Here is a 22,082-nt window from a genome sequence, read left to right on the forward strand (position 1 = left end):
TCTATTTCACCACCGGCTGTTCGGCCTCGATCGACGATGTCGCCATCCGCCGCGAGCGATGGCCGGAAACGAGCGCGCCGGCATTTCGGTCCATCCTGACGAAAGGAATGGTCGCGATGACGGTCAGTCCGGCGACGATGAAGAAGGCAAGATGGAAATCGGCGACATCAAGCGCCTCGCCGCGGAAATAGATCGAGGTTTCCAGGATTGCGGCGGCGACCGCGACGCCGAGCGCCAGGCTGATCTGCTGCATCACCGAGCTCATCGATGTCGCCTGGCTGGCTTGCGCATCATCGATATCGGCGAAGGCGAGCGCATTGACGCCGGTAAACATGAAAGAGCGGGAAAATCCGCCGAGAAGCAGCACGCCGATGATGACGAGATGCGGAGTCGAGGGCGTGAACAGGCCGGTGATGACGGTCACGAGGGTCGTCACCATGGCAGCGCCGAGAAGCGTCGTGCGGAAGCCGGCGGCTGCGAAAACACGCTTTGCCATGAACTTCGTGGTGATCGCTCCGATCGCGCCGGCAAAGGTGATGAGGCCGGATTGAAACGGCGTCAGTCCGAAACCGAGCTGCAGCATCAACGGCGTCAGAAACGGCATGGCGCCGACGCAGATGCGGAACAGCGTGCCGCCGACCGTGGAGGCTCGGAATGTCGGGTTCCTGAAGAGCTTGAGGTTGAGGATCGGCGCCGGGTGGCGCTTCGCATGACGCACATAGAGAAAGCCGCAGATGAGACCAATCAAGGTGGCCGTGACGCCGATGATCGGGGGCAGGGCCGGGAGGCTCACCACCGACAGGCCGAAAACGACGCCGGCCGCCGAAAGCGAAGTCAGCACGAAGCCGGTGAAATCGAGCTTCGGCGGCGCGGTCGCCTCCACCTCCGGTAAAAAGATCGTCGCAAGCCAGATGCCGATGATACCGACCGGCACATTGATCAGGAAGATCCAGTGCCAGCTGAAATAGGTGGTGATGAAGCCGCCGAGCGGTGGGCCGGTGAGCGGGCCGACGAGCGCCGGGATGGTGAGCAGCGCCATCGCCGAGACGAGGTCGCTGCGCTGCGTCGTGCGCACCAGGACGAGACGACCGACCGGCGTCATCATCGCGCCGCCCATGCCCTGCAGGAAGCGGGCGAAGACGAATTCGACGAGACTGGACGAGGCGGCGCATAAAATCGAGCCGATGACGAAGACTGCGATGGCAAGACGGAAGATCTTCTTGGCGCCAAACCGATCGGCCATCCAGCCGCTGACCGGAATGAACACCGCCAAGGCCACCATATAGGAGGTCAGAGCCAGCTTCAGCGTGATCGGCCCCACATTGAGATCCCTGGCGATCGCCGGCAGCGCCGTCGAGATCACGGTGGAGTCCATCTGTTCCATGAAGAGAGCGACGGCGAGGATCAGTGGGACGATGCGATTCATAGGAGGGAGCCTTGATGGGCGCGATTGAGCTGGGAAGGCCCGTGCTGTTTAGCCCCACTTCAGTGCCCTGCCAATGCTCAAATCCGCTTCGACGCCACGTTCGCTTCACGTCTGCGTGAGACGGCTTGTCCGACAACGTCGCCTGCCAAAATTGGCTTATGTTGACTCTGCCTGGTTAGGAAATCCGAGGCAGAGGTCATTGGAGCCTCGGGGCGATATATCCGCTGTCATGGGAGAAGAGATATATGGCGAGCTCGACCAGAATGAAGCGGCGCACGCTTTTTGCCGCAGGCCTCGGACTGTTGGTGGCGCCGGCAATTTTGAGAGATAAGGCCGAAGCGGCCGCGACTGGAGAACGTAGAAATATGAATGTGACGCATTTGCCAGAGATCAATCAGTTCAAGCTCGGTTCCTATAAATTTACCGTCGTGCGCGACGGCATCAACGTCTCCGAAAAACCCTATGAAACCTACGGCACCAATCAGGATCCTGAAACGGTCAAGGCGCTGCTGGCCGCAAGCTTCCTGCCGTCTGACAAGCTTGCGAACGGCTATGCGCCGGCCCTCATCGATACCGGCTCGGATGTCATTCTCGTCGATACCGGCTTCGGCGAGAACGGCCGTCCCCGCGGCACTGGAAAACTCATTGAGGGTCTGAAAGCCGCCGGATATTCGGCCGACGACGTCACCATCGTGGCGCTGACCCACCTGCATGGCGATCATATCGGCGGCTTGATGGAAAACGGTGCGCCTGCCTTCAGAAATGCCCGCTATGCCATCGGCCAGGCCGAATATGATTTCTGGTCGGACAAGAGGCGAGAGGGCACGCCCGCCGAGGCGGGTCACAAGGCTGTGCTTGCCAATGTCGCGCCGCTCGTCGAAAAAGCCACCTTCATCAAGGATGGGGAGAGTGTCGCGCCCGGCATCACGGCAATGCTGGCAGCCGGTCACAGCCCCGGGCATATGGTGTTCCATGTCGAATCGGAGGGAAAGCGCCTCATGGTAACAGGCGATACGGCCAACCACTATGTCCTGTCGCTGCTGCGTCCGGACTGGGAGGTCCGTTTTGATATGGACAAGGCGCAGGCGGCGGCGACGCGCCGCAAGGTTTTCGACATGATCGCCACCGACAAGATCGCTTTTCTAGGCTACCACATGCCGTTTCCGGCGGTCGGCTTCATAGAGAGGCAAGAAGGTGGCTATCGCTTCGTGCCGAAGACCTATCAGTTCGACATCTGAGCTGTCGCATGTCGCCCGGAAGTGTGCTGCGGTTTCGGGATAACGACATGCGTAAAAACAGAGACCCAAAGCGCATTGCATGAACCAAGTTGGACGCGATACGCTTTACCGCGCCGTGTGTCTTATCAGACGCGCAAAGGACGCTGTAACACTGTCAATCCTCGCATCGTGCTTTCCGAAATCGACTCCGATTTTCGCCCCGATGCAGTAGACGCATGGCACCCATGACGAGCCCGGCGCACCTGCCGGGCTTTTTGCTATTTCCTTCCTGTCATAGACGTGTTACCAGCCCTCGCCAACTTCCAAGCAACTCATGCACACCGCCGGGGCGGACGATTCGTTTCCGGACCGGGTTTGCATTTTCTTACATGAAGGAATTTGGCCATGGCACGCATCATTGAAACGGCAACCGGCGCGGACGCGCTTACCTTCGACGACGTGCTGTTGCAGCCCGGACATTCCGAGGTCATGCCCGGCCAGACGAACATCTCCACCCGCATCGCCAAAGATTTCGATCTCAACATCCCGATTCTCTCTTCGGCCATGGATACCGTCACCGAAAGCCGGCTGGCGATCGCCATGGCCCAGGCCGGCGGCCTCGGCGTCATCCACCGCAACCTGACGCCGGTCGAGCAGGCCGAAGAGGTCCGCCAGGTGAAGAAGTTCGAAAGCGGCATGGTCGTCAATCCGGTTACCATTGGCCCTGAGGCAAAGCTCGCCGAAGCGCTCGCCCTGATGAAATCGCACGGTATCTCGGGCATTCCCGTCGTCGAAAAGTCCGGCCGCCTTGTCGGTATTCTCACCAACCGCGACGTCCGTTTTGCTTCCGATCCGGAGCAGAAGATCCACGAACTGATGACCAAGGATAATCTGGTCACCGTCAAGGAGAGCGTCGATCAGCAGGAAGCCAAGCGCCTCCTGCATTCGCACCGTATCGAAAAGCTGCTGGTGGTCGATCCGGAAGGGCGCTGCGTCGGCCTCATCACCGTCAAGGATATCGAGAAGTCGCAGCTGAACCCGAACGCTTCCAAGGATGCGCAGGGACGGCTTCGCGCCGCCGCCGCCATCAGCGTCGGCGATGACGGCTTCGAACGCGCCGAGCGCCTGATCGAGGCCGGCGTCGACCTTCTGGTCGTCGATACTGCCCATGGCCATTCGCAGCGCGTTCTCGATGCCGTCACCCGCGTCAAGAAGCTTTCCAACTCGGTCAGGATCATGGCCGGCAACGTCGCCACCTATGACGGCACCAGGGCGTTGATCGATGCCGGTGCGGATGCCGTCAAGGTCGGCATCGGCCCGGGTTCGATCTGCACGACGCGCATCGTCGCCGGCGTCGGCGTTCCCCAGCTCGCGGCCATCATGTCTGCGGTCCAGGCCGCGCAGGATCAGGGCGTGCCCGTCATCGCCGATGGCGGCATCAAATTCTCCGGCGACCTTGCCAAGGCGATCGCCGCCGGCGCCTCGGCCGTCATGATCGGCTCGCTGCTGGCCGGCACCGACGAGAGCCCGGGCGAGGTCTATCTCTACCAGGGCCGTTCCTTCAAGGCCTATCGCGGTATGGGCTCCGTCGGCGCTATGGCCCGCGGCTCGGCCGACCGCTATTTCCAGGCGGAGGTGCGCGACACGCTGAAGCTCGTGCCGGAAGGCATCGAAGGCCAGGTGCCGTACAAGGGACCGGTCTCGGCCGTCGTCCATCAGCTCGCGGGCGGCCTCAAGGCCGCCATGGGTTATGTCGGCGGCAAGGACCTGAAGGATTTCCAGGAGCGGGCCACCTTCGTGCGCATCTCGGGCGCCGGCCTTCGCGAAAGCCATGCACATGACGTCACGATCACCCGCGAAAGCCCGAACTATCCGGGCGCCGGCCTCTGACCATGAAGGTGGGCAGCGGGATACCCCTTTGGGTCGTCGCGCTGCTCGCAGCCCTTTGTCTTGCCGTACTCGCCTGGACGACCTTCGGCTTTGTCGTTCCGTTCAAGCACGAAACCGGACAGGCGGTGCTCGACACCTATTTCGCCGGTTACGACGAATCGGCCGTCTTCCACATGCAGAAGCTGCTCGATGAAAACGAGACGGCGACGAAGCTGCTGCGCGCCATGTATTTCGGGCCGGAGCTCATCTTTCCGGCATTGCTGACAGCCCTGCTGTTTCTCGCCTTCGTCAAGCTTGGTCCTGTCGGCTCATGGTTCGGCCGCTCGCTGCACCCGCTCGTCGCCAAGGCGGTCTACCTGCTGCCTTTCATCTACGGCATCGCCGACTATGGCGAGAACATATCGAGCCTTATTGCCTTCGGCGATAGCACGTCGGCCGCTCTTGCAACGCATTTGCTGCCGTGGATGACCCGGCTGAAATTCGCAAGCCTCGCCATCTGCTTCATCGTCATCGCCCGGCTTGCCATCGCCCGCTGGCTCCGTCCGCGCGAAGACTAACGGCATCCTCCTCGCCTGCCTCTGCGCTCTCACGCCGCGCTAGTATCCGGTTGCCGTTTCGGCTACTGCTCGCCGCGACTGCAAAAGTGGAAAGGGACGCGGCCATATGACCGACTTTCAAATTTTCTGGCCACTCGTTGCCCATGTGGCCCTGGTCTATGGTCTTTATGCTCTTCTTGGCATGCGGCGCGCAAAAATGGTCCGCGCCGGCCGCATCGCGAAATCGGATTATCGTGAAAATCGCGACGAGCCGGCCGAAAGCCTGGTCGTCAAGAACTGCCTCGCCAACCAGTTCGAACTGCCTGTGCTTTTCTACGCCTGCTGCGTTCTTCTCTATGTGACCGAGGCCGATAATGTCGTCGCCCTCGGTCTCGCCTGGCTCTTCGTCGCCTTGCGTTATGCCCATGCCGCAGTCCACGTTACCAGCAACGACATGCGCTACCGCAGCCCCATCTTTGGTGCCGGCTACCTCGTGCTTGCCGCCATGTGGGTGTGGCTTGCCGGTTGGATGGCGATGAGCTGACGCTATCGCGAAGTCTCATCGTCCGTAGCTGTGGACAAATTCAAGGTATTACCGCGAAGCGTGTGACCTGGCGCTTTGGTGGCGCCACTCGGCAGTCGCGACTTCAGCACCCTTTTCTTCTTTGAGGAGTATTACAACTATTTCAGGTCTGTCAGATACTGGATCAATTAGCAGGATATGCTTTGAAGGTACGATTTCATACGCTTTAGCCGATCGTTAAAATGCGAGTGTTTCCATTTACGGCTGATGAAGACCTGCATGTCATATCGGCTCGATGCGCCGGTGGCAGATCGCTTTCGTCGCGAAAAAAAATGATAAGAATGGGAACGATATGGGCGCCGAAAGCATGGATCGCATAGGCCTGCGCAGAAAGCCGAAGCAGGAGCGCAGCATCCAGAGGCTGGACCTCATTCTCGCCGCCGCCGCCAGGATCATCGCTAAAAAAGGCGTCAGCGCCATGCGGATGACGGAGCTCGCCGTCGCCGCCAAGGTGCCGATCGGTTCGGTCTATCAATATTTCCCGGAGAAGGCTGCGATCGTCAAAGCCCTGTTCGACCAGCACGCCTCGGCGATCCAGGCGAAGACGGCGGCGATGTTTGACGATGTGCGATCGCTCGATCAGGCGCTCGACCGCGTCTGCGCCGTGATCGACTGGTACTACGAATCCTACCGTAACGATCCTGTCTATCTCGGCGTCTGGATGGGCACGGAGATGGATCAGGATCTGCTACAGCTGAACATCGAGCATAGCGGTCGTGTCGCCGGCATTTTCCATGACGCCGTTCGCGGCCTGGCGCCCGACCTTTGCGACGAAGAAATGTACGCGCGCACCTACCTGTTCAGCCACCTGATCGGCGCCGTCATCCGGCTTGCCGCCGTCAGCGAAGAGACCTTGGCGCGGCGCATGCTCGACGAGTGGAAGCGCGTCATCCGCGGTTCCCTTTTCGCCGTGACCGGCCAGAATGCTGCCGCCTGAAAACCCTTACCAGCTCGGCACCATGTTGGCGGCCTTCAGCCGCGGGTAAAGCCGCGCCTGGGCGGATTTGACGTCTGCCTCCAGATTGTCGTCGACGACGGCAGGGGTAATGTTGTCGAGGCAGGCGGTGATGTGGGCGGTGATCGCATTCATGAGCGAAATCGAAACGCCCGGCCGCTTCATGATGCCGATCTGCACCGGCGGCAGCGCCGGGAAGCCGTCCGCCTGGCTCAGCACCTTCATACCCGTCCGCAACGCCGATTCCGGCATCACCGAAACCGCCATGCCGGCGAGCACGGCGGCGGCAACGACGGTGCAGGACCAGCTGGTGAACAGGATCTGGTGTTCGCGGCCGACCGCGTCGAGCGCCGAACAGGCGAGCTGGCGCCATTGGCAATCGCGCCGGCCGACGGCGAGCGGCACGGGCGCGTCGTCGCGGATCGGATGGTTGGCCGACCCGACCCAGCAGAGCGGCTCGGTTCTCACCACATCCGACATGCGCTCGCGCGGGTTATGGGTAACGAGAGCGATATCGAGCTCGCCCTTGTGCATGCGCTCGGCAAGATCCACCGAAGGCTCGCAGACGATGTAGAGTTCGACATTCGGATGCGTCTTGGCGAAGCGTCCGATGATTTCGGGCATGTAGCGGTCGGCGTAGTCATCGGGCGTACCGATGCGCAGCGTCCCCTCCAGCCTATTGTCGTCGAAGGCGGCGATCGCCTCGTTGTTGAGGCGGATAATGCGCCGGGCGTAATTGAGCAGCTTCTCGCCCTCGACCGTCAGGCGGTTGCCGCGCCCGTCCTTGATGAACAGCTGCTTGCCGATGCGTTCCTCGAGGCGGCGCATCTGCATGGAGACGGCCGATTGGGTCTTGTAGACCTTGTCGGCGGCCTTGGTGAAGCTGCCGGAATCGACGATGGCGATGAAAGTCTGCAACTGGTCGAGATCAAGAGGCGCGGACATGGCTTCACCCATAAAGATAGCTGATGATAATCATTAGAAACATTCGTTGGACTGATCAATAGGTCTTAGGCATCTTCGGGATGCAAATCAAGCAAAGTGAAGGACAGACACCCTGCCTGTCCGAGCCGAATTCAGCCTTGCTCCTTCCCGCACGACCTCGCGGGAGGGGTGGGTTGTTGCGTGCCCGAAAGAAAGGAGAGTTCGATGCACACGACAGACCGAACAATAGAACTCGACTGCGGCAAGCTTACGCCGACGTTTACCCAGCGTCTGGTGGCAGCCCTCATGCCGCTGGCCTCCATCTTTCGCGTGTTCCGCAATCGTATGGAGATCAATAGGCTGCATGATCTGAGCGACACGCAACTGAGGGATATCGGCCTTACCCGGGCCGATCTCACCTCCGCGTTCCTGGCGTCGACCTTTTTCGAGGACCCGTCGGAACATCTGACGCGCTCGGCGCGCAATCGCTGGCGTCTCTCATCGCTCTTCAGCCCCTACGAGGATTAGGGGCATCGAGTTTCCCCGCAGGGTGATAGCCAATAGCCCTGCCTCTTGACCCGGTGATCGGCTTTTCCCAAGCCATCTCCGGGTTTTTTTATGCCTTGGTTTCAGGCGGCTTCGGCCGGTAGGTTTCGAAGATCGCTTCCAGGCTCTTCTGGTAGCTCTTCTGTACTTCGAGCCCGCTGTCGAACATGGCGTTCAGCATCTGGGCGTAGCTGTCGGCATTGACCTTCGCCTCTTCCTTCGGCGCCTCCGGCGGCTTCGATACCGGTTGCTGGGCCGCCGGCTGCTGACCGAGGCCTGCCATCATTTCCTGGAAGGCCTTGGCAAAGGGGTTGTCGAGGAAGGGGTTCGGCTGAGGCGTCGGTTCCGGCTTCGGTACCGAAAACATCAGCTGCATCGCCTGGGTGAAGGGATTGTCGAAGATGCTGGGCTCTGGGGCTGCCTTCGGCTTCGGCGCAAAGCCGGTACTCTCAAGCCATTTCTGGATCGTTTCGCCCATCGCCGTGTTGACGAAGGGATTGACGGGGGAGGCCATCTGGCCGGTCGTCTGCTTGAAGAGCCCGCCCATCAGCGTATCGGCGAGCACCGGCAGCATCTGCTTGTAGATGTCCTGGCCGATGCCGGTCATCTGCGCGGCCTGGGCGGCGACCGCGCGCGAGACCTCCTTCGAGCCGAAAAGCTGGGCAAGGATATTGTTGCCGTCCGAAATGCCCTCCGGCGTGAAGGCCCGGCTCATATCCTCGAAATATCGCGCATAGTTGCCGGAGGCCACAGCCTGCATCAGCCCGACGAAATCATAAGGATTGCTCGTGCTGCGTTTCAGGCCGGCGGAAAAGGCGGGCATCAGCGCTGCCATCGCCTTCGTCGCCTGTTCCTGCGCCAGGTTGTATTGGCGGGCGACCGCCTCCAACGCCGCGCCGTTCTGCGCCTGCATCATCATGTCGAAGAGTGGCAGCATGGAAGTCCCTTTCCCCGAGTCGTGACGCGTGTAACGTCACTATATCCGGAAATGGTAATACGCAAACGGCTTTTTGCCAGAAGAGCTTAAAGCGATTCCGGCAAAATTGCGCACCGATATTTCCCTCGCATGTGCAAGAGGAACCTGGGGCAGGTTCAGTACTGATAGTCCTCGAAGACCGGCTCGACGGAGCCCTTCCAGCGGCCATTGTAGAGAGCCAGCAGATCCTCGGCGAGCGTCGCCTTTTTGGCGAGTACTTCCTCAAGCGGCGCCAGGAAGATGCTCTCGTCCTGGCCCTCCTTGTTAAGCTTGCCTCGCGCCTTGAGGCCGGCCCTTGATATGCCGACCACCTCGCGCGCCAGGTCGAAGAGCGGATGCCCGCGAAACTCAGCCTTCAATCCCTCCGCGGGAACGGCATTGCGCAACGCGCCGACCTCGGCAAAGCTCCAGTCCTTCGTCAAGTTGTCGGCGGCCTCGAGCGCGGCATCCTCGTAGAGCAACCCGACCCAGAAGGCCGGAAGCGCGCAGATGCGCCGCCACGGCCCACCGTCGGCGCCGCGCATTTCGAGGAAACGCTTTAGCCGCACGTCGGGGAAGAGCGTGGAAAGATGGTTCGTCCAATCGCCCATCGTCGGCGCCGGATCGGCAACCTCGCCCTTCAAGGCGCCGTTCATGAACTGGCGGAAGGTGACATGCGTACAGTCATGGTAGTGGCCGTCGCGGACGATGAAATACATCGGCACGTCGAGCGCCCATTCGGTATAGTCGTGGAAGCCGAAATCGTCGCGGAAAGTGAAATCGAGCAGGCCGGCGCGCCGGTTGTCGACATCGCGCCAGATATCGCCGCGCCAGGAGAGCAGCCCGTTCGGCTTGCCCTCGGTGAAGGGCGAGGATGCAAAGAGAGCGGTCGCCAGCGATTGCAGCTTCATCGAGACGCGCATTTTCTTGCGCATATCGGCTTCCGAGGAGAAGTCGAGGTTCACCTGGATCGTGCAGGTGCGGTACATCATGTCGAGACCCTTGGTGCCGACCTTCGGCATATAGCGGGTCATGATCTCGTAGCGTGATTTCGGCATCTGCGGCGTTTCCGCATAGGTCCATTTCGGACTGCCGCCGATGCCGAGGAAGCGGATGCCCATCGGCTCGGCGATTTCGCGCAGTGTCGCCAGATGCTGGTTCGATTCCTTGCAGGTCTCGTGGATCGTCTCCAGCGGCGCGCCGGAGAGTTCAAACTGGCCGCCGGGCTCGATCGAGATCGCGCCCATGCCGCTCTGTTCGGCCAGGCCGATGATGTTGCCGCCGTCCATGATCGGTTCCCAGCCGCATTTCTTCTGCAGGCCGGTCAGCAGGGCCGAAATGCTGGCATCGCCGAAATAGGGAACCGGGCTGTTGTCGGCGCGGAAGAAGGCGAATTTCTCGTGTTCGGTGCCGATCCGGAAGCGCTCGCTCGGCTTGTTGCCCGCGGCGAGATAGTCGGTCAATTCCTGGACCGAAGAGAGCGGCGTCTGGTCGGTGGTGTCGCGGGCCATGCGGGGTACCTGTATTTAAAAGAGGCGCCCAAGGGGGCCGGGCAATTGGAAGGTGATTAGGACCCAAGCCACGTCTGTTGCAAGTGAAATTGTTTCAACGACGCATCAAAAAATTAACAGCGATTTCCGTGTCAACCCGATTTCTCATTCACGTCCAGTCGCCGATCGCCGCCTGGACCACCGCGAGCGCCGCGACGGCCGCCGTATCGGCTCTCAGGATGCGTGGTCCGAGCGGAATGGCGGTGACGAAATCGAGGCTTCGAAGCCGCGCCCGTTCTTCCTCCGAAAAGCCGCCCTCCGGCCCGACGAGCAGAGCAAGATGCCTTTCCTGGATTGCAGACAACACCGGTAGCGGGTTTTGGCCGGCATCGCCCTCGTCGCAATAGATGATGCGCCGCTCGCTCGGCCAGCGGTCGAGCAGGTCGGAAAGCTTCATCGGCTCGGCTACCTCAGGAATGCCGAGAACGCCGCATTGCTCCGCCGCCTCGACGACATTGGCGCGCAGCTTGTCGAGATTGGTGATCTTGCCCTGCACATGCTGGGTCATAACCGGCTGCAGCAGGCCCGCGCCCATTTCGACCGCCTTCTGCACGAGATAATCCAGGCGGCCGACCTTGAGCGGCGCGAAGAGATAATGCAGATCGCAAGGTGCCGGCTGTGGCCGTGTCTGCTCGGTTGCCGTCAGCTGGATGCGCTTGCGCGTGGGGAACGAAAGGGTCGCCTTCCACTCGCCGTCGCGGCCGTTGAAGAGCAGGATCTCAGCGCCGTCCTCCAGCCTCAGCACATTGGCGAGATAGTTGAACTGATCGGCATTCGCCTCCACGGCGGCGCCGCTGGAAAGCGGGGCGTCGACGAAAAGCCGTTGCATGCGGAAATTGGCGCGCATTCGAAAAACTCGGGGCCTTGAAGCATGTCTCGCAAAAGTGTGCAGCGGTTTTGCGAGAAAGGCATGCTGGAAAATAGAGACCTAAAGCGCGGCACGACGCGCTTTAGACGAAGAGCGCGAACATAACCCAATAAATCATCGCCGCAAGCACTCCTGAAACCGGCACAGTGACGATCCAGGCGGCGACGATCGTCATGAAATGCGAGCGGCGCACCAGATAACGCCGCCGCGTCTCGTGGATATTGGGCTCTTCCGGTTCGTCGATATCAAAGCTCTCGGCCTTGCGCCTGATATAGGCGATGCGTCGCTTGGAATGGCGGGTATACCACTCGCGGAAGAAGCCGACGCCGAAGACGGAGCCGACGGCGATATGGGTCGTGCTGACCGGCAGGCCGAGCCAGGAGGCGACGATGACGGTGAAGGCGGTCGATAGCGCGACGCAATAAGCGCGCATCGGATTGAGCTTGGTGATCTCCTCGCCGACCAGGCGAATGAGGCGCGGCCCGAAAAGCAGCAGGCCGACGGAGATGCCGAAGGCGCCGATCAGCATCACCCAGAGCGGCGGATGACCGACGGCGTCGCCGCCGATACCGACCGAATGCACGATCGCCGAAAGCGGACCGACTGCATTCGAAACGTCGTTTGCGCCATGCGCGAAGGAAAGCAGTGCCGCGGAGCCGATCAGCGGCAGACGGAACAGGGGGCGTAGCGAGCTGTTGCGGTTTTCGAGATCTCGCGCTTGGGCAAGGACGAGCGGGCGGGCGACAAGCCAGCTCACCAGGCCGATGCCGATCCCGACGAGGATGATCGTGAAAGAGGAAAACCGGCCGTGGGGTGACAGTTGCAGCACCATATAAGCCATGAAGCCGCCGGCCATCACTCCGACCAGAACCGGAACCCAGTGTCGCGCCGCTGCAATCTTGTCGTCGCGATAGACGATGAGGGTCTTGACGAAATAGAGAAGGCCCGCGGCGATCAGCCCGCCGATCAGCGGCGACGTAATCCAACTCGCGGTGATTTCCAGCATAACGCGCCAGTTCACCGGTTCCGGCCCGACAGCACCAATGCCGGCGCCGATCACCGCACCGACGATCGCATGCGTGGTGGAAACCGGCGCGTTCATCCAGGTGGCGAGGTTGATCCACAGCGCCGCTGCCATCAGCGCCGCCATCATGATCCAGCCGAGCTCGACCTGCGGCACCTGGACCGTGTCGACGATGTCGGAGGAAATCGTCTTGACCACATCGCCGCCGGCGACCGTGGCGCCCAAAACCTCGAAAATCGCGGCCATGACGAGCGCCTGACCCATCGTCATGGCGCGCGCGCCGACGGCCGCGCCGACATTGTTGGTCACGTCATTGGCGCCGATATTCATCGCCATGTAGCCGGCAAGGGCGGCCGCCGCGACGACAAGCACTGCTCCCGGCCGGTCGAACACGTAGACGCCGGCAAAGAGCATGGCGAGACCGACGAAAATCAGCCCGAGACCGGGCGCTACCAGCGGTCGCAAGACATGTTTCGTCACGTCCTCGGCACGAGTGAGCTTCTCGAGATCTTTGTCGAGCGTGCGTTTCGTGAGAACTGCGGGACGTGGCGGCATTCTATATCCCAGGGAATGAATCTGCTTCTACGCTGCTTTTCTAGCAGTGCAAGATGGCAGGATTCATTTCGCTGAAATTTGCTTTGCCGCCGGAATTTCTTTCGCCGCCTTGGCCGAAAGCCGGTCGACCATCTTTCGCTTGAAGGCAAGAAGGAGGCCGCGAAGCTCTGGTTCGCGCACACGGCTGGCTGCCTCATCGAGTGAGACCCATTCGATGGTGCGCTCGCCCTTTTCCTTGAAGTTCTTCGCCATGCCGGTGACTTCAAGCGCATAGACCTGCACCTTGCAGATCACCTGCACCCCGTCGCGCAATAGTTTCGGATAACTGTAAGCGCCAAGCGTTTCCGTCTCGATCGTGCCGCGGACGCCGGCTTCCTCGAGAGCTTCCTGCATGGCGACCTCATGAGCACACTTCCCGTTCATCGGCCAACCCTTGGGAATGACCCAGCGGCCGGTGTCGCGACTCGTCATAAGGAGAACCTCGATTTCACCGCTCTTCTTCTTTACCCGGTAGCAGACCGCACCATATTGCTGTCGCGGCGGCCGCCGAAACATCAGTTGCACATCGGATGCCAGGCGGGCGAGAAGAGTCAATTATCGGGTCACCTTTAAAAGTGGTCGTTAGGAATCACTCATATACGTGTATCACGAAAAGCTTACGCAATCCAAAGCCGCAGACGATCCAGAAACGCGATTTGATCGATGTGATAGGGTAATCAAGCCGGGGCGGGCTTGGAAAATCCGTCACATCCTGTTTCGAATGCGTCACGTTGCACAGCTGTACAATATGGCGTGACCTTGCCTTTCGTTCAATGGCAAGATCAAGTGATCCACCGTGTTTTTTGAATGTGGTAGCCATGCGTCTTCCCCCGCTCAATGCCATCCGCGCCTTCGAAGCCGTCTGCCGTCATGGCAGCATTTTGAAGGCTGCCGAAGAGCTGAATGTGGTGCGCGGCGCCGTGCGCCAGCAGATCGCCACGCTGGAGAATCACGTCGGCCGCAAGCTCTTTGCGCGTGACGGCCGCAAGCTGGTCCCGACCGTGCAGGCCAGCGCTTTCGCCGCCGCCGCAGGCGCGGCTTTTGACATCCTGCAGCGTGCCGCTTTGGAGCTTGAAGGCACCGTGCCCGGCCGCATCCGGCTCGGCGTGCCCTCGGCTTTCGCGGTCTGGTGGCTGATGCCGCGCGTCGCGGATATGCAGGCAAGCCTCGGCGATATGACGGTCGATATCGTGCCAATGACCGTGGTCGAGCCGCTGCAAATGCACCCAGATTTGGACGCTGTAATTATGGGCGGCGAATACAGGCCGGCCGCCGGCATCACCGCCCTGCGTTTCATGGAGGACGAGTTCGGCCCGGTCGCGACGCCGGCTCTTGCCGCGACGCTATCCAAGGCCCCTAAGGAGATGGGCGCGCTGACGATGCTCGCCAGCCGCAGCGTTCCGAAGCTCTGGGACGAATGGTTCGCCGAAAGCGGCACGCCGCCCGTCGTCTTTTCCCGCATCCAGGAATTCGAGGATCTGCTGTTGGCGCTGGCTGCTGCCCGCTCGGGGCTCGGCATCGCTCTTGCGCCACGCGCCTCGATCGGAGGCGATCTTGAACGCGGAGATCTGGTCGCGCCCTACGGCTTCATCTCCCGGCCGTTAGGCTACAGCCTCTGCTGCCGCACGCTGGATGCGAAACGGCCGGCCTTTGTGGCTCTGTCCGGCTGGCTGCTTCGTTGCGGGACAGCGGCCTGAAACGGCAGTTTTTCTGCTCCTTCGCCAGAATTACTTCCATATTCGCAGCCCTGTTGCTCCGCTAAAACAGAACCATACGCAAATAGGGAATATTTGATGGAAAAGACCACGACCCGCATCGACTGGATCGGCGGCAGCTGTCGGCTGCTTAAGGCGACGGCGGCCGAATTCGAGCGCACATGTCCCTTCGAGGGCCTATCGATCGGAACCGGCATCCATCTTGAACCGAAGACCGTGGCGCTGCTGATGACTTTGCGCGCCGGCGGCGCACGCCTCGTCTGCACCGGCAATCTCAACAGCACCCAGCCGTCGACAGTGGAGTTCCTGCGCTCGCAGGGCATCACGGTCTTCGCCACGCAGACGACCGATCCTGCCGCTCATCATCAAAGCCTCGAAGCAGTCCTTGCCGAAAAGCCGGACCTGCTGCTCGACAATGGCGGCGATCTCTTCGCCATCGCGGCGGAAAAGCCGTATGCCAATCTCCGCGGCGGCACCGAGGAAACCACCTCGGGCCGCACCCGGCTGTTGCCGCTGCGCGAGCGCCTGAACATGCCGATCCTCGTCATCAATGACAGCCCGATCAAGCAGTTTGCCGAAAACAGGCATGCCGTCGGCCAGAGCCTGTTCGAAAGCTACCTGCGATTCACCAACCGATCCACCAACGGCAAGCGGGTGACGGTGTTCGGTTACGGCGCCTGCGGCAAGGGCACGGCAGCCTGTTTCCGCAACGCCTTCTCCACCGTCAGCGTCGTCGATATCGATCCGGTGACGACGCTCGAAGCCCATCTCGACGGTTTTGTCACACCGCTGCGCGACGAGGCGATCCGTTCGGCCGATATCATCGTCACCGTCACCGGTTTCGCCGGTATCGTGACGGCCGCCGACCTGCCGCTCATCAAGGACGGCGCGATCCTGATGAATGGCGGCCATTTCCCCCACGAAATTGATATGGAGGCCTTCCGCCGCCATCCCGATGTCACCGGCCTCGACCGCTACGAGGCCGATCATATCGAGACTTTCCACCTCAAGGACAACAGCTCCTTCCACGTGCTCGGCGGGGGTCACATGGCCAATCTCGCCGGCCCGCGGCCGCTCGGCAATACGGCCGAATCGATGGATCTCGGTTTCACGCTCCAGGCCCGCTGCCTGGAACGTGTCGCCAGAGGCGAGGCCGGCGCCGATTCCTGCATTGTGCCTGTGCCAAGAGATATCGATGCGATGGTGGCGAGTGCCTATCTCGATCTGGCGCGTTAATTTCTAGTCCTTAGATTCAACCTCGACGACGAGCTTCCCATCTGCCTGCCGATTTTCGAGCAGTTGATGCGCCGTGTCGACATCGGCAAGGGTGAAGCGGCGCGGGTCGAGCTTCGGCATCACCTTGCCAGCTTCGATAAGTTTCGTCATCTCCCGCATGATTTCGCCGTGATGGACGCGTCCCTCGCCGGTCAGGAGCGGCAACAGCGTGAAGACGCCGGAATAGCTCGCGGCCTTGAAGGAAAGTGGGGCCAGTGCATGGTTTCCCCAGCCGAGGCAGCTTACGACGTGGCCGAACCGTTTGACGGCCTGAAACGCCGTGTCGAGCCCTTGCCCGCCGATCGTGTCATAGACCAGGTCGAAACCCTTGCCGCCGGTATATCTGCCGACATAGGCCTCCACCGTTTCCGCCGCATGATCGATCGGCGCAGCACCCAGACTGCTGAGATAAGCTGCCTTCGAGGCGCCATCGACGACATAGACCTCGGCGCCGGCAGCCTTGGCGATCTGCGCGACGATATGGCCGACACCGCCGCCGCCGAGCACGAGAACCTTTTGGCCGGCCTTGACCAGGGCGCGATCGACCAGCCCTTCCCATGCGGTGATTGAGATCAGCGGCAGGGCGGCTGCCTCGCGCATCGAAAGATTGTGCGGCTTTGGCGCAAGCAATGCTGCATCGACGGCAGCGAATTCTGCAAGCGATCCCTGAATGCCGCCGACCCCTCCGGTCATGCCGTAGACCTCGTCGCCGCGTCGGAAGCCGCTGACGCCTATTCCGATTTCTTCGACAACACCCGCCATATCGATGCCGAGAATGGCGGGAAGGGGATGACGGGCATGGGCGGCTTTGCCGGCCCGGATCTTGGTATCGAGCGGATTGATGCCGCTTGCCCTGTTGCGCACCAGGATCTGGCCCTCGCCAGGCACCGGCTTGGCAATATCGGCGATGCGCAGTAGCGATTTCGGCGATTCCGCCAGCAGCGCTTTCATCGTTGATTGTGCAGACATGGAACTCTCCAATGTTCGCATTGCCGCGCCTGTTATGGAGCGCCTGCAATGATCGTTTGTCCTGAAAGAAAGATGGTTCATTGAATTTCGAATGAAAACAAAAGATAATAACTGAAATCCATGCATTTTTGTTTGGAAGATACGACGATGGAATGGAGTGACCTGAAACTGTTTCTGGCGATCGCGCGCTTCGGCACGTTGGGGGCCGCGGCGCGCAGCCTGGGCCTGACGCAGCCGACGATGGGCCGGCGCTTGCGCGCCCTCGAGGTCTCTCTCGGACAGACGCTTTTTCAGCGGACCGCCGATGGCTTTGTGCTGACCGACGAAGGTGCGTCCGTGCTTGCCGCCGCCGAGCGTATCGAGGAGGAAGCGCTGGCTATGGAGCGCGCGCTTGCCGGCGGCAGTCGTCAGCTCGATGGGTTCCTCAGGCTGTCCTCATCCGACTGGTTTGGCGCGCATGTGCTTTCGCCAGTGCTGGCGGAATTCTCGCTGACCTATCCGAAGGTCGTGGTCGAACTATTGACTGACAGCCGACTTCTCAGCCTGTCGCGGCGCGAAGCCGATCTCGTCTTTCGCATCGCGCCCTTCACGGAGACGGAAGTCATATCGCGCAAGCTCATCCATATCGAATACGGCCTTTATATCAGCCGCCGCGCGCCGCATCCGCGGGCGGGTGGCGGAGCCGGAGCCCGTCTCGTCACCATGGATGAGGCTTTCGGCGACATCCCGGATGTCGGCTGGTTGAAACGCATGCTGCCACAGGCCGAAATCGTCATGCGCAGCAACAACCGCGATGTGCAGGCCACGCTCTGCGCCAGCGGAGCCGGACTTGCCGTCCTGCCGCGGCCACTCGGCGATTCCCTTGCGGCCATCGAACTGGTCGATCTCGGCGAAGCGCCGCCCGGCCGGGACACCTGGGTCGGCTATCACCGCGATATGAAGCGCCTAGCGCGGCTGCGAGCCCTGCTGGATCTCGTCATCGAGAGGCTGGCGCACTGAATCGGTCGACGTCTGCCCCTACCGCTCCCAATAGGGGATCGGACCGTAAAGCTCTGCCAGATAGTCGATGAACAGCCGCACTTTCGCCGGCAGGAACTGCCGGCTGGGATAGACCGCCGACAGCGCGACATTGTGCGAGCCCTCGTAGGCCGGCAGCACCTGCACCAGCCGGCCGGCCTTGAGCTCTTCGCCGATATCCCAGGTGGAACGCAGTGCGATGCCGAGGCCGGCGATCACCGCCTCGCGGATCACCTCGCTCGAATTGGTAATCAGCATGCCCTCCGGCCTGAGGCTGCGCGCGCCGTCCGGTCCGTTGAGGCGCCAGGTATCGTTGTTGTGCGCGGGAAGGCAGCGGTGGTGTTTCAGATCGTCGATATCACTGGGCTCGCCGTGCGCGGCAAGATAATCCGGCGAAGCGCAGAGCAGCCGGCGCACCGGCGCCAGTCGGCGGGCGACGAGGCTTGAATCGGTTAGCTCCGCGATGCGGATGGCCAGATCGAAGCCACCGCCGACGATATCGGAGAATTCGTCGGTCAGCACCAGGTTGATGGCAAGCGCCGGATGCGCCGCCATGAACGCTTTCAGATGCGGCGCGATATGCATGCGTCCGAAGGAGGTCGGCGCCGAAATCTTCAGCGTGCCGTGCATCTGCGCCGAGCGGCCGGAAATATAGAATTCCGCCTCTTCCAAGCCGGCGAGAATGCCGAGAACGCGGTCGTAAAAGCCTTGCCCCGCCTCCGTCAGCGAGATCTGCCGTGTCGTGCGCTGCAGAAGCCGCGTGCCGAGCCGGTCCTCCAGCCGCTTGATCCTTTTGGAGATGACGGCGGGGGAAAAGCCCAGTGCACGCCCGGCGAGCGACATGCTTCCCGTCGAGACGACCTTGGCGAAGATTTCGAGATCACCCAGATTGGTCATGCGGTTCCGCGACTTTTTCCCCTTTAGGCATAAGTGCTTAGCATTTGCGCCGCTATCGGGAAAGTGCTAAGCCGATTATCGGCGGCAGGGAGGTTTGCAGGCCTCTTCCTGCTATTATTTTCCGTCATCAGGGCCAGGGAGAACGCTATGTCCGACGCCATTCCGTTTCTTGAGCCCCGCGCCGATGTCCTGGCGCGCCGCGCTCAGATTGTTGCCGATCTGACCGACCTCCTGCCGCCGGAATGCCTGGTCCACGAGGCGCGCGAACTGGTGCCGTTCGAGACCGATGCCTTCGTCTCCTACCGCCGCCTCCCGCTCGCCGTCGCTCTTCCGCGCACGACGGCCGAGGTCTCGGCGATCATGCGTTATTGCCATCGCTATGGCATTCCCGTCGTGCCGCGTGGCGCCGGCACCTCGCTTTCCGGCGGCGCCATTCCGCAGGAGGATGCCGTCGTGCTCGGCCTGTCGAAGATGAACAGCATCCTCGAAATCGACCTGCCAAACCGCGTCGCCGTTGTTCAAGCCGGCGTCACCAATCTCAATATTTCCGAGTCCGTTTCCGCGGACGGTTTTTTCTATGCGCCTGACCCGAGTTCACAGCTCGCCTGCACCATCGGCGGCAATGTCGGCATGAATTCCGGCGGCGCCCACTGTCTGAAATATGGCGTGACGACCAACAATCTGCTCGGCGTCAGAATGGTGCTGGTCGACGGCTCGGTGATCGAGCTCGGCGGCAAGGCGCTGGATGCGGCGGGTTACGACCTGCTCGGTCTTGTCTGCGGCCACGAAGGCCAGCTCGGCATCGTCACCGAGGCAACGGTGCGGCTGATCGCCAAGCCGGAAGGCGCGCGCCCTGTGCTCTTCGGTTTCGAAACGTCGGAAGAGGCCGGCGCCTGCGTTGCCGATGTCATTGCCGCCGGCATCATTCCCGTTGCGATCGAATTCATGGACAAGCCGGCAATCGAGATCTGCGAGGCCTTCGCCCATGCCGGTTATCCCCTCGATGTCGGGGCGGTGCTGATCGTCGAGGTCGAAGGTTCGGAAGCCGAGATGGACGCCACGCTGAAGGACATCGTCGAGATCGCCCGGCGGCGCGGGGTGAAAACCGTGCGTGAATGCCAGTCGGCGACGGAGGCGGCGCTGATCTGGAAGGGCCGCAAATCCGCCTTCGGCGCCACCGGCCGCATCGCCGACTATATCTGCATGGACGGCACCGTGCCGCTCAGCCAACTGTCCCACGTACTGAAGAGAACCGCCGAGATCGTCGATCACTACGGACTGCGTGTCGCCAACGTTTTCCACGCCGGCGACGGCAACATGCATCCGCTGATCCTCTTCAACGCCAATGATCCCGAAGATGCCGCCCGCGCGGAAGCCGCCGGCAACGAAATCCTGAAGCTCTGCGTCGATGCCGGCGGCTGCCTGACCGGCGAACATGGCGTTGGCATCGAAAAGCGCGACCTAATGCGGCACCAATATTCCGAAGCCGATCTCGCCCAACAGATGGCAGCGCGCGCCGCCTTCGATCCCGGCTGGATCCTCAACCCGTCGAAGGTCTTCCCGCTCGAAGGGCGACCGGCCGCATGATCGATCTGATGCCGACCAGCGAGGAACAGGCGGCGGCGATCGTCCGCGCCCATGCGGAGACTGGACGGCCGCTCGCGATCTGCGGCGGAGATACCCGTTCCGGTTTCGGCAATGCGGTTGCATCGGAAGACCGGCTGCGATCGACCAGGCTTTCCGGCATCGTCGCCTATAATCCCGGCGAGATGGTGATGACCGTTCGATCGGGTACGCCGCTTGCCGAGGTCGAGGCGGCACTTCAGGAGAACGGTCAGATGCTCGCCTTCGAGCCGATGGATCATCGCCCAGTCATGGGCAGGTCGGGCGAGCCGACCATCGGCGGCGTCTTTGCTGCCAATGTTTCCGGCCCGCGCCGCCTCGTCGCGGGCGCTGCTCGTGACAGCCTGCTTGGCGTGCGCTTCGTCAACGGCAGGGGGGAGGTCATCAAGGCCGGCGGCCGGGTGATGAAGAATGTGACTGGCCTCGATCTCGTCAAGCTGATCGCCGGCTCGCATGGCACGCTGGGTTTCCTCACCGAGGTGACTTTCCGCGTGCCGCCGAGGCCGAAGACGGAGCAGACGGTGGTTCTCTCCAGCCTCAACGATGCCGAAGCGGCAGGCGCCATGGCGGCGGCGATGGCGCTGCCGGTCGAGGTCTCGGGGGCCGCCCATCTGCCGCTGACGGTGACGTGGAAATTTCTTGGCGGCAAGCTGCCGGAAGGCGAGGCGACAGTCTTGCGTATCGAGGGTCTTCCGGGCTCGGTCGACGTGCGCATTGAAAAGCTTGCGGCGGCGATGTCCTCCTTCGCTACGGTGACGCGGTTGGAGGAGCTTGAAAGCCACAGGCTCTGGCAGGAAATCCGGGACGTGCTGCCTTACGCCGACGGCACTCTTCGGCCGGTCTGGCGCGTCTCGGTCGCCCCCGGCACCGGCCATCAGCTGGTCGCGGCCCTGCGTCTGGAAGCTGGCGTGGACGCCTTCTATGATTGGCAGGGCGGCCTTGTCTGGATGCGCATGGAGGCAGGCCCCGAAGCCGAGCTTGTCCGCCGCTTCATCAAGGCGCTCGGTGGCGGCCATGCGACGCTGATCCGCGCTTCACAGCAGGCGAGGGCGGTCACGGCAGCCTTCCATCCGGAGCCCGAGGCGGTGGCGATGTTGTCGCGGCGGGTGAAGGAGAAGTTCGATCCGGCCGGCATATTCAATCCGGGGAAGATGCTGGAGCACCGCTGATGGGCAGAATTGCTGGGCCTGTTAGAGATCCGTGGAAGAGTCAGGTTAGTCAGCGCAGACGGGAAAAAGAGCGTCTCAATAGCTGGATACCGCTTCCCATAGTGCATCCGCCCGCCAAACGTCGGCAAATGGCGTTGCTCTGGTATATAGCCAGATTTTTCACCGACGGAATGATGATCGGCATGAAGGGCTGGCCTCCGCTAACTCCGGATATGCGGGTTTTGTTGGCGAAAAAGCAGCTCTCTTTGGCAAGATGCCAAGCGTGCAGAAATCAAGTGAAAGTCACTCAAGTGGGCATTGAAGCGCTTAGCGACGCCATTCCGAGTTACCAGGACAAACACTATATCAT

Annotated in this window: 20 protein-coding genes; 11 read left to right on the forward strand and 9 right to left on the reverse strand. The window is 61.6% G+C overall.

The window, feature by feature from the left end; translation table 11 throughout:
- Window position 1: 1 nt before the first annotated feature.
- Entirely contained in the window at window positions 2–1,426 is a 1,425-nt protein-coding gene (locus NE852_RS04650) for a DHA2 family efflux MFS transporter permease subunit (protein ID WP_258156232.1), read from the reverse strand.
- A 245-nt stretch (window positions 1,427–1,671) separates the two neighbouring features.
- Between NE852_RS04650 and NE852_RS04655 the strand changes: the two genes are divergently transcribed.
- The 5 genes from NE852_RS04655 to NE852_RS04675 all read left to right on the forward strand — a co-directional run bounded on the left by NE852_RS04655 (window position 1,672) and on the right by NE852_RS04675 (window position 6,589).
- Complete coding sequence (locus tag NE852_RS04655; protein WP_008529603.1) at window positions 1,672–2,664, forward strand: MBL fold metallo-hydrolase; 993 nt, start codon at window positions 1,672–1,674, stop codon at window positions 2,662–2,664.
- Between the two features lie 384 nt (window positions 2,665–3,048).
- Entirely contained in the window at window positions 3,049–4,533 is a 1,485-nt protein-coding gene (gene guaB / locus NE852_RS04660) for an IMP dehydrogenase (protein WP_258156233.1), read from the forward strand.
- Between the two features lie 2 nt (window positions 4,534–4,535).
- Window positions 4,536–5,090 (forward strand): hypothetical protein, encoded by a 555-nt coding sequence (locus NE852_RS04665; protein ID WP_008529598.1) that lies wholly within the window; start codon window positions 4,536–4,538, stop codon window positions 5,088–5,090.
- Between the two features lie 106 nt (window positions 5,091–5,196).
- Window positions 5,197–5,613, forward strand: a complete 417-nt coding sequence (locus tag NE852_RS04670; protein ID WP_008529596.1) for an MAPEG family protein — start codon at window positions 5,197–5,199, stop codon at window positions 5,611–5,613.
- 331 nt (window positions 5,614–5,944) lie between these two features.
- The gene (locus NE852_RS04675) at window positions 5,945–6,589 is read left to right on the forward strand and encodes a TetR family transcriptional regulator (protein WP_258156234.1); all 645 of its coding nucleotides are present in this window, start codon (window positions 5,945–5,947) and stop codon (window positions 6,587–6,589) included.
- A 6-nt stretch (window positions 6,590–6,595) separates the two neighbouring features.
- Here the strand turns inward: NE852_RS04675 and NE852_RS04680 are convergent, their stop codons facing one another.
- Window positions 6,596–7,552, reverse strand: coding sequence for a LysR substrate-binding domain-containing protein (locus NE852_RS04680; RefSeq protein WP_258156235.1), 957 nt, complete (start codon window positions 7,550–7,552; stop codon window positions 6,596–6,598).
- A 204-nt stretch (window positions 7,553–7,756) separates the two neighbouring features.
- Between NE852_RS04680 and NE852_RS04685 the strand changes: the two genes are divergently transcribed.
- A complete protein-coding gene (locus NE852_RS04685; RefSeq protein ID WP_008529589.1) occupies window positions 7,757–8,059 on the forward strand; it encodes a DUF1127 domain-containing protein in 303 nt (100 codons plus the stop codon).
- Window positions 8,060–8,147: 88 nt separating this feature from the next.
- Here the strand turns inward: NE852_RS04685 and NE852_RS04690 are convergent, their stop codons facing one another.
- The 5 genes from NE852_RS04690 to NE852_RS04710 form a co-directional block, all read right to left on the reverse strand.
- On the reverse strand, window positions 8,148–9,014 hold the full coding sequence (locus tag NE852_RS04690; protein WP_258156236.1) for a DUF937 domain-containing protein: 867 nt from the start codon (window positions 9,012–9,014) through the stop codon (window positions 8,148–8,150).
- Window positions 9,015–9,169: 155 nt separating this feature from the next.
- The gene (locus tag NE852_RS04695; protein WP_008529579.1) at window positions 9,170–10,543 is read right to left on the reverse strand and encodes a glutamate--cysteine ligase; all 1,374 of its coding nucleotides are present in this window, start codon (window positions 10,541–10,543) and stop codon (window positions 9,170–9,172) included.
- A gap of 148 nt (window positions 10,544–10,691) precedes the next feature.
- On the reverse strand, window positions 10,692–11,429 hold the full coding sequence (locus NE852_RS04700; protein ID WP_008529578.1) for a 16S rRNA (uracil(1498)-N(3))-methyltransferase: 738 nt from the start codon (window positions 11,427–11,429) through the stop codon (window positions 10,692–10,694).
- Window positions 11,430–11,532: 103 nt separating this feature from the next.
- The gene (locus NE852_RS04705; protein ID WP_008529577.1) at window positions 11,533–13,029 is read right to left on the reverse strand and encodes an inorganic phosphate transporter; all 1,497 of its coding nucleotides are present in this window, start codon (window positions 13,027–13,029) and stop codon (window positions 11,533–11,535) included.
- Between the two features lie 63 nt (window positions 13,030–13,092).
- Entirely contained in the window at window positions 13,093–13,623 is a 531-nt protein-coding gene (locus tag NE852_RS04710; protein ID WP_008529575.1) for an NUDIX hydrolase, read from the reverse strand.
- Between the two features lie 263 nt (window positions 13,624–13,886).
- Here NE852_RS04710 and NE852_RS04715 point away from each other — a divergent pair, with 263 nt between their 5' ends.
- Window positions 13,887–14,765, forward strand: a complete 879-nt coding sequence (locus NE852_RS04715; RefSeq protein ID WP_008529573.1) for a LysR substrate-binding domain-containing protein — start codon at window positions 13,887–13,889, stop codon at window positions 14,763–14,765.
- Between the two features lie 96 nt (window positions 14,766–14,861).
- A complete protein-coding gene (locus NE852_RS04720) occupies window positions 14,862–16,019 on the forward strand; it encodes an adenosylhomocysteinase (RefSeq protein ID WP_258156237.1) in 1,158 nt (385 codons plus the stop codon).
- Between the two features lie 3 nt (window positions 16,020–16,022).
- Here NE852_RS04720 and NE852_RS04725 read toward each other — a convergent pair whose 3' ends face one another.
- Window positions 16,023–17,027 (reverse strand): zinc-dependent alcohol dehydrogenase family protein, encoded by a 1,005-nt coding sequence (locus tag NE852_RS04725; protein ID WP_008529571.1) that lies wholly within the window; start codon window positions 17,025–17,027, stop codon window positions 16,023–16,025.
- A 147-nt stretch (window positions 17,028–17,174) separates the two neighbouring features.
- On the opposite strand from NE852_RS04725, the gene NE852_RS04730 reads away from it, so the two are divergent.
- Window positions 17,175–18,026 (forward strand): LysR family transcriptional regulator, encoded by an 852-nt coding sequence (locus tag NE852_RS04730; RefSeq protein WP_008529570.1) that lies wholly within the window; start codon window positions 17,175–17,177, stop codon window positions 18,024–18,026.
- A gap of 18 nt (window positions 18,027–18,044) precedes the next feature.
- On the opposite strand, the gene NE852_RS04735 is transcribed toward NE852_RS04730, so the two are convergent.
- The gene (locus tag NE852_RS04735; protein WP_008529569.1) at window positions 18,045–18,941 is read right to left on the reverse strand and encodes a LysR family transcriptional regulator; all 897 of its coding nucleotides are present in this window, start codon (window positions 18,939–18,941) and stop codon (window positions 18,045–18,047) included.
- A 147-nt stretch (window positions 18,942–19,088) separates the two neighbouring features.
- Here NE852_RS04735 and NE852_RS04740 point away from each other — a divergent pair, with 147 nt between their 5' ends.
- Both NE852_RS04740 and glcE read left to right on the forward strand, forming a co-directional pair.
- On the forward strand, window positions 19,089–20,528 hold the full coding sequence (locus tag NE852_RS04740; protein WP_258156238.1) for an FAD-linked oxidase C-terminal domain-containing protein: 1,440 nt from the start codon (window positions 19,089–19,091) through the stop codon (window positions 20,526–20,528).
- Entirely contained in the window at window positions 20,525–21,733 is a 1,209-nt protein-coding gene (gene glcE / locus NE852_RS04745) for a glycolate oxidase subunit GlcE (RefSeq protein ID WP_037172304.1), read from the forward strand. The genes NE852_RS04740 and glcE overlap by 4 nt, the downstream gene beginning before the upstream one ends.
- Window positions 21,734–22,082 lie beyond the last annotated feature (349 nt).

The organism is Rhizobium sp. Pop5, from assembly GCF_024721175.1.
Lineage (GTDB): Bacteria > Pseudomonadota > Alphaproteobacteria > Rhizobiales > Rhizobiaceae > Rhizobium.

Bases quoted from the DNA above. Each gene is read 5' to 3' on its own strand.
- NE852_RS04650 (WP_258156232.1), bottom strand. From the start codon at position 1,426: ATGAATCGCATCGTCCCACTGATCCTCGCCGTCGCTCTCTTCATGGAA.
- NE852_RS04655 (WP_008529603.1), top strand. From the start codon at position 1,672: ATGGCGAGCTCGACCAGAATGAAGCGGCGCACGCTTTTTGCCGCAGGC.
- guaB (WP_258156233.1), top strand. From the start codon at position 3,049: ATGGCACGCATCATTGAAACGGCAACCGGCGCGGACGCGCTTACCTTC.
- NE852_RS04665 (WP_008529598.1), top strand. From the start codon at position 4,536: ATGAAGGTGGGCAGCGGGATACCCCTTTGGGTCGTCGCGCTGCTCGCA.
- NE852_RS04670 (WP_008529596.1), top strand. From the start codon at position 5,197: ATGACCGACTTTCAAATTTTCTGGCCACTCGTTGCCCATGTGGCCCTG.
- NE852_RS04675 (WP_258156234.1), top strand. From the start codon at position 5,945: ATGGGCGCCGAAAGCATGGATCGCATAGGCCTGCGCAGAAAGCCGAAG.
- NE852_RS04680 (WP_258156235.1), bottom strand. From the start codon at position 7,552: ATGTCCGCGCCTCTTGATCTCGACCAGTTGCAGACTTTCATCGCCATC.
- NE852_RS04685 (WP_008529589.1), top strand. From the start codon at position 7,757: ATGCACACGACAGACCGAACAATAGAACTCGACTGCGGCAAGCTTACG.
- NE852_RS04690 (WP_258156236.1), bottom strand. From the start codon at position 9,014: ATGCTGCCACTCTTCGACATGATGATGCAGGCGCAGAACGGCGCGGCG.
- NE852_RS04695 (WP_008529579.1), bottom strand. From the start codon at position 10,543: ATGGCCCGCGACACCACCGACCAGACGCCGCTCTCTTCGGTCCAGGAA.
- NE852_RS04700 (WP_008529578.1), bottom strand. From the start codon at position 11,429: ATGCGCGCCAATTTCCGCATGCAACGGCTTTTCGTCGACGCCCCGCTT.
- NE852_RS04705 (WP_008529577.1), bottom strand. From the start codon at position 13,029: ATGCCGCCACGTCCCGCAGTTCTCACGAAACGCACGCTCGACAAAGAT.
- NE852_RS04715 (WP_008529573.1), top strand. From the start codon at position 13,887: ATGCGTCTTCCCCCGCTCAATGCCATCCGCGCCTTCGAAGCCGTCTGC.
- NE852_RS04720 (WP_258156237.1), top strand. From the start codon at position 14,862: ATGGAAAAGACCACGACCCGCATCGACTGGATCGGCGGCAGCTGTCGG.
- NE852_RS04725 (WP_008529571.1), bottom strand. From the start codon at position 17,027: ATGTCTGCACAATCAACGATGAAAGCGCTGCTGGCGGAATCGCCGAAA.
- NE852_RS04730 (WP_008529570.1), top strand. From the start codon at position 17,175: ATGGAATGGAGTGACCTGAAACTGTTTCTGGCGATCGCGCGCTTCGGC.
- NE852_RS04735 (WP_008529569.1), bottom strand. From the start codon at position 18,941: ATGACCAATCTGGGTGATCTCGAAATCTTCGCCAAGGTCGTCTCGACG.
- NE852_RS04740 (WP_258156238.1), top strand. From the start codon at position 19,089: ATGTCCGACGCCATTCCGTTTCTTGAGCCCCGCGCCGATGTCCTGGCG.
- glcE (WP_037172304.1), top strand. From the start codon at position 20,525: ATGATCGATCTGATGCCGACCAGCGAGGAACAGGCGGCGGCGATCGTC.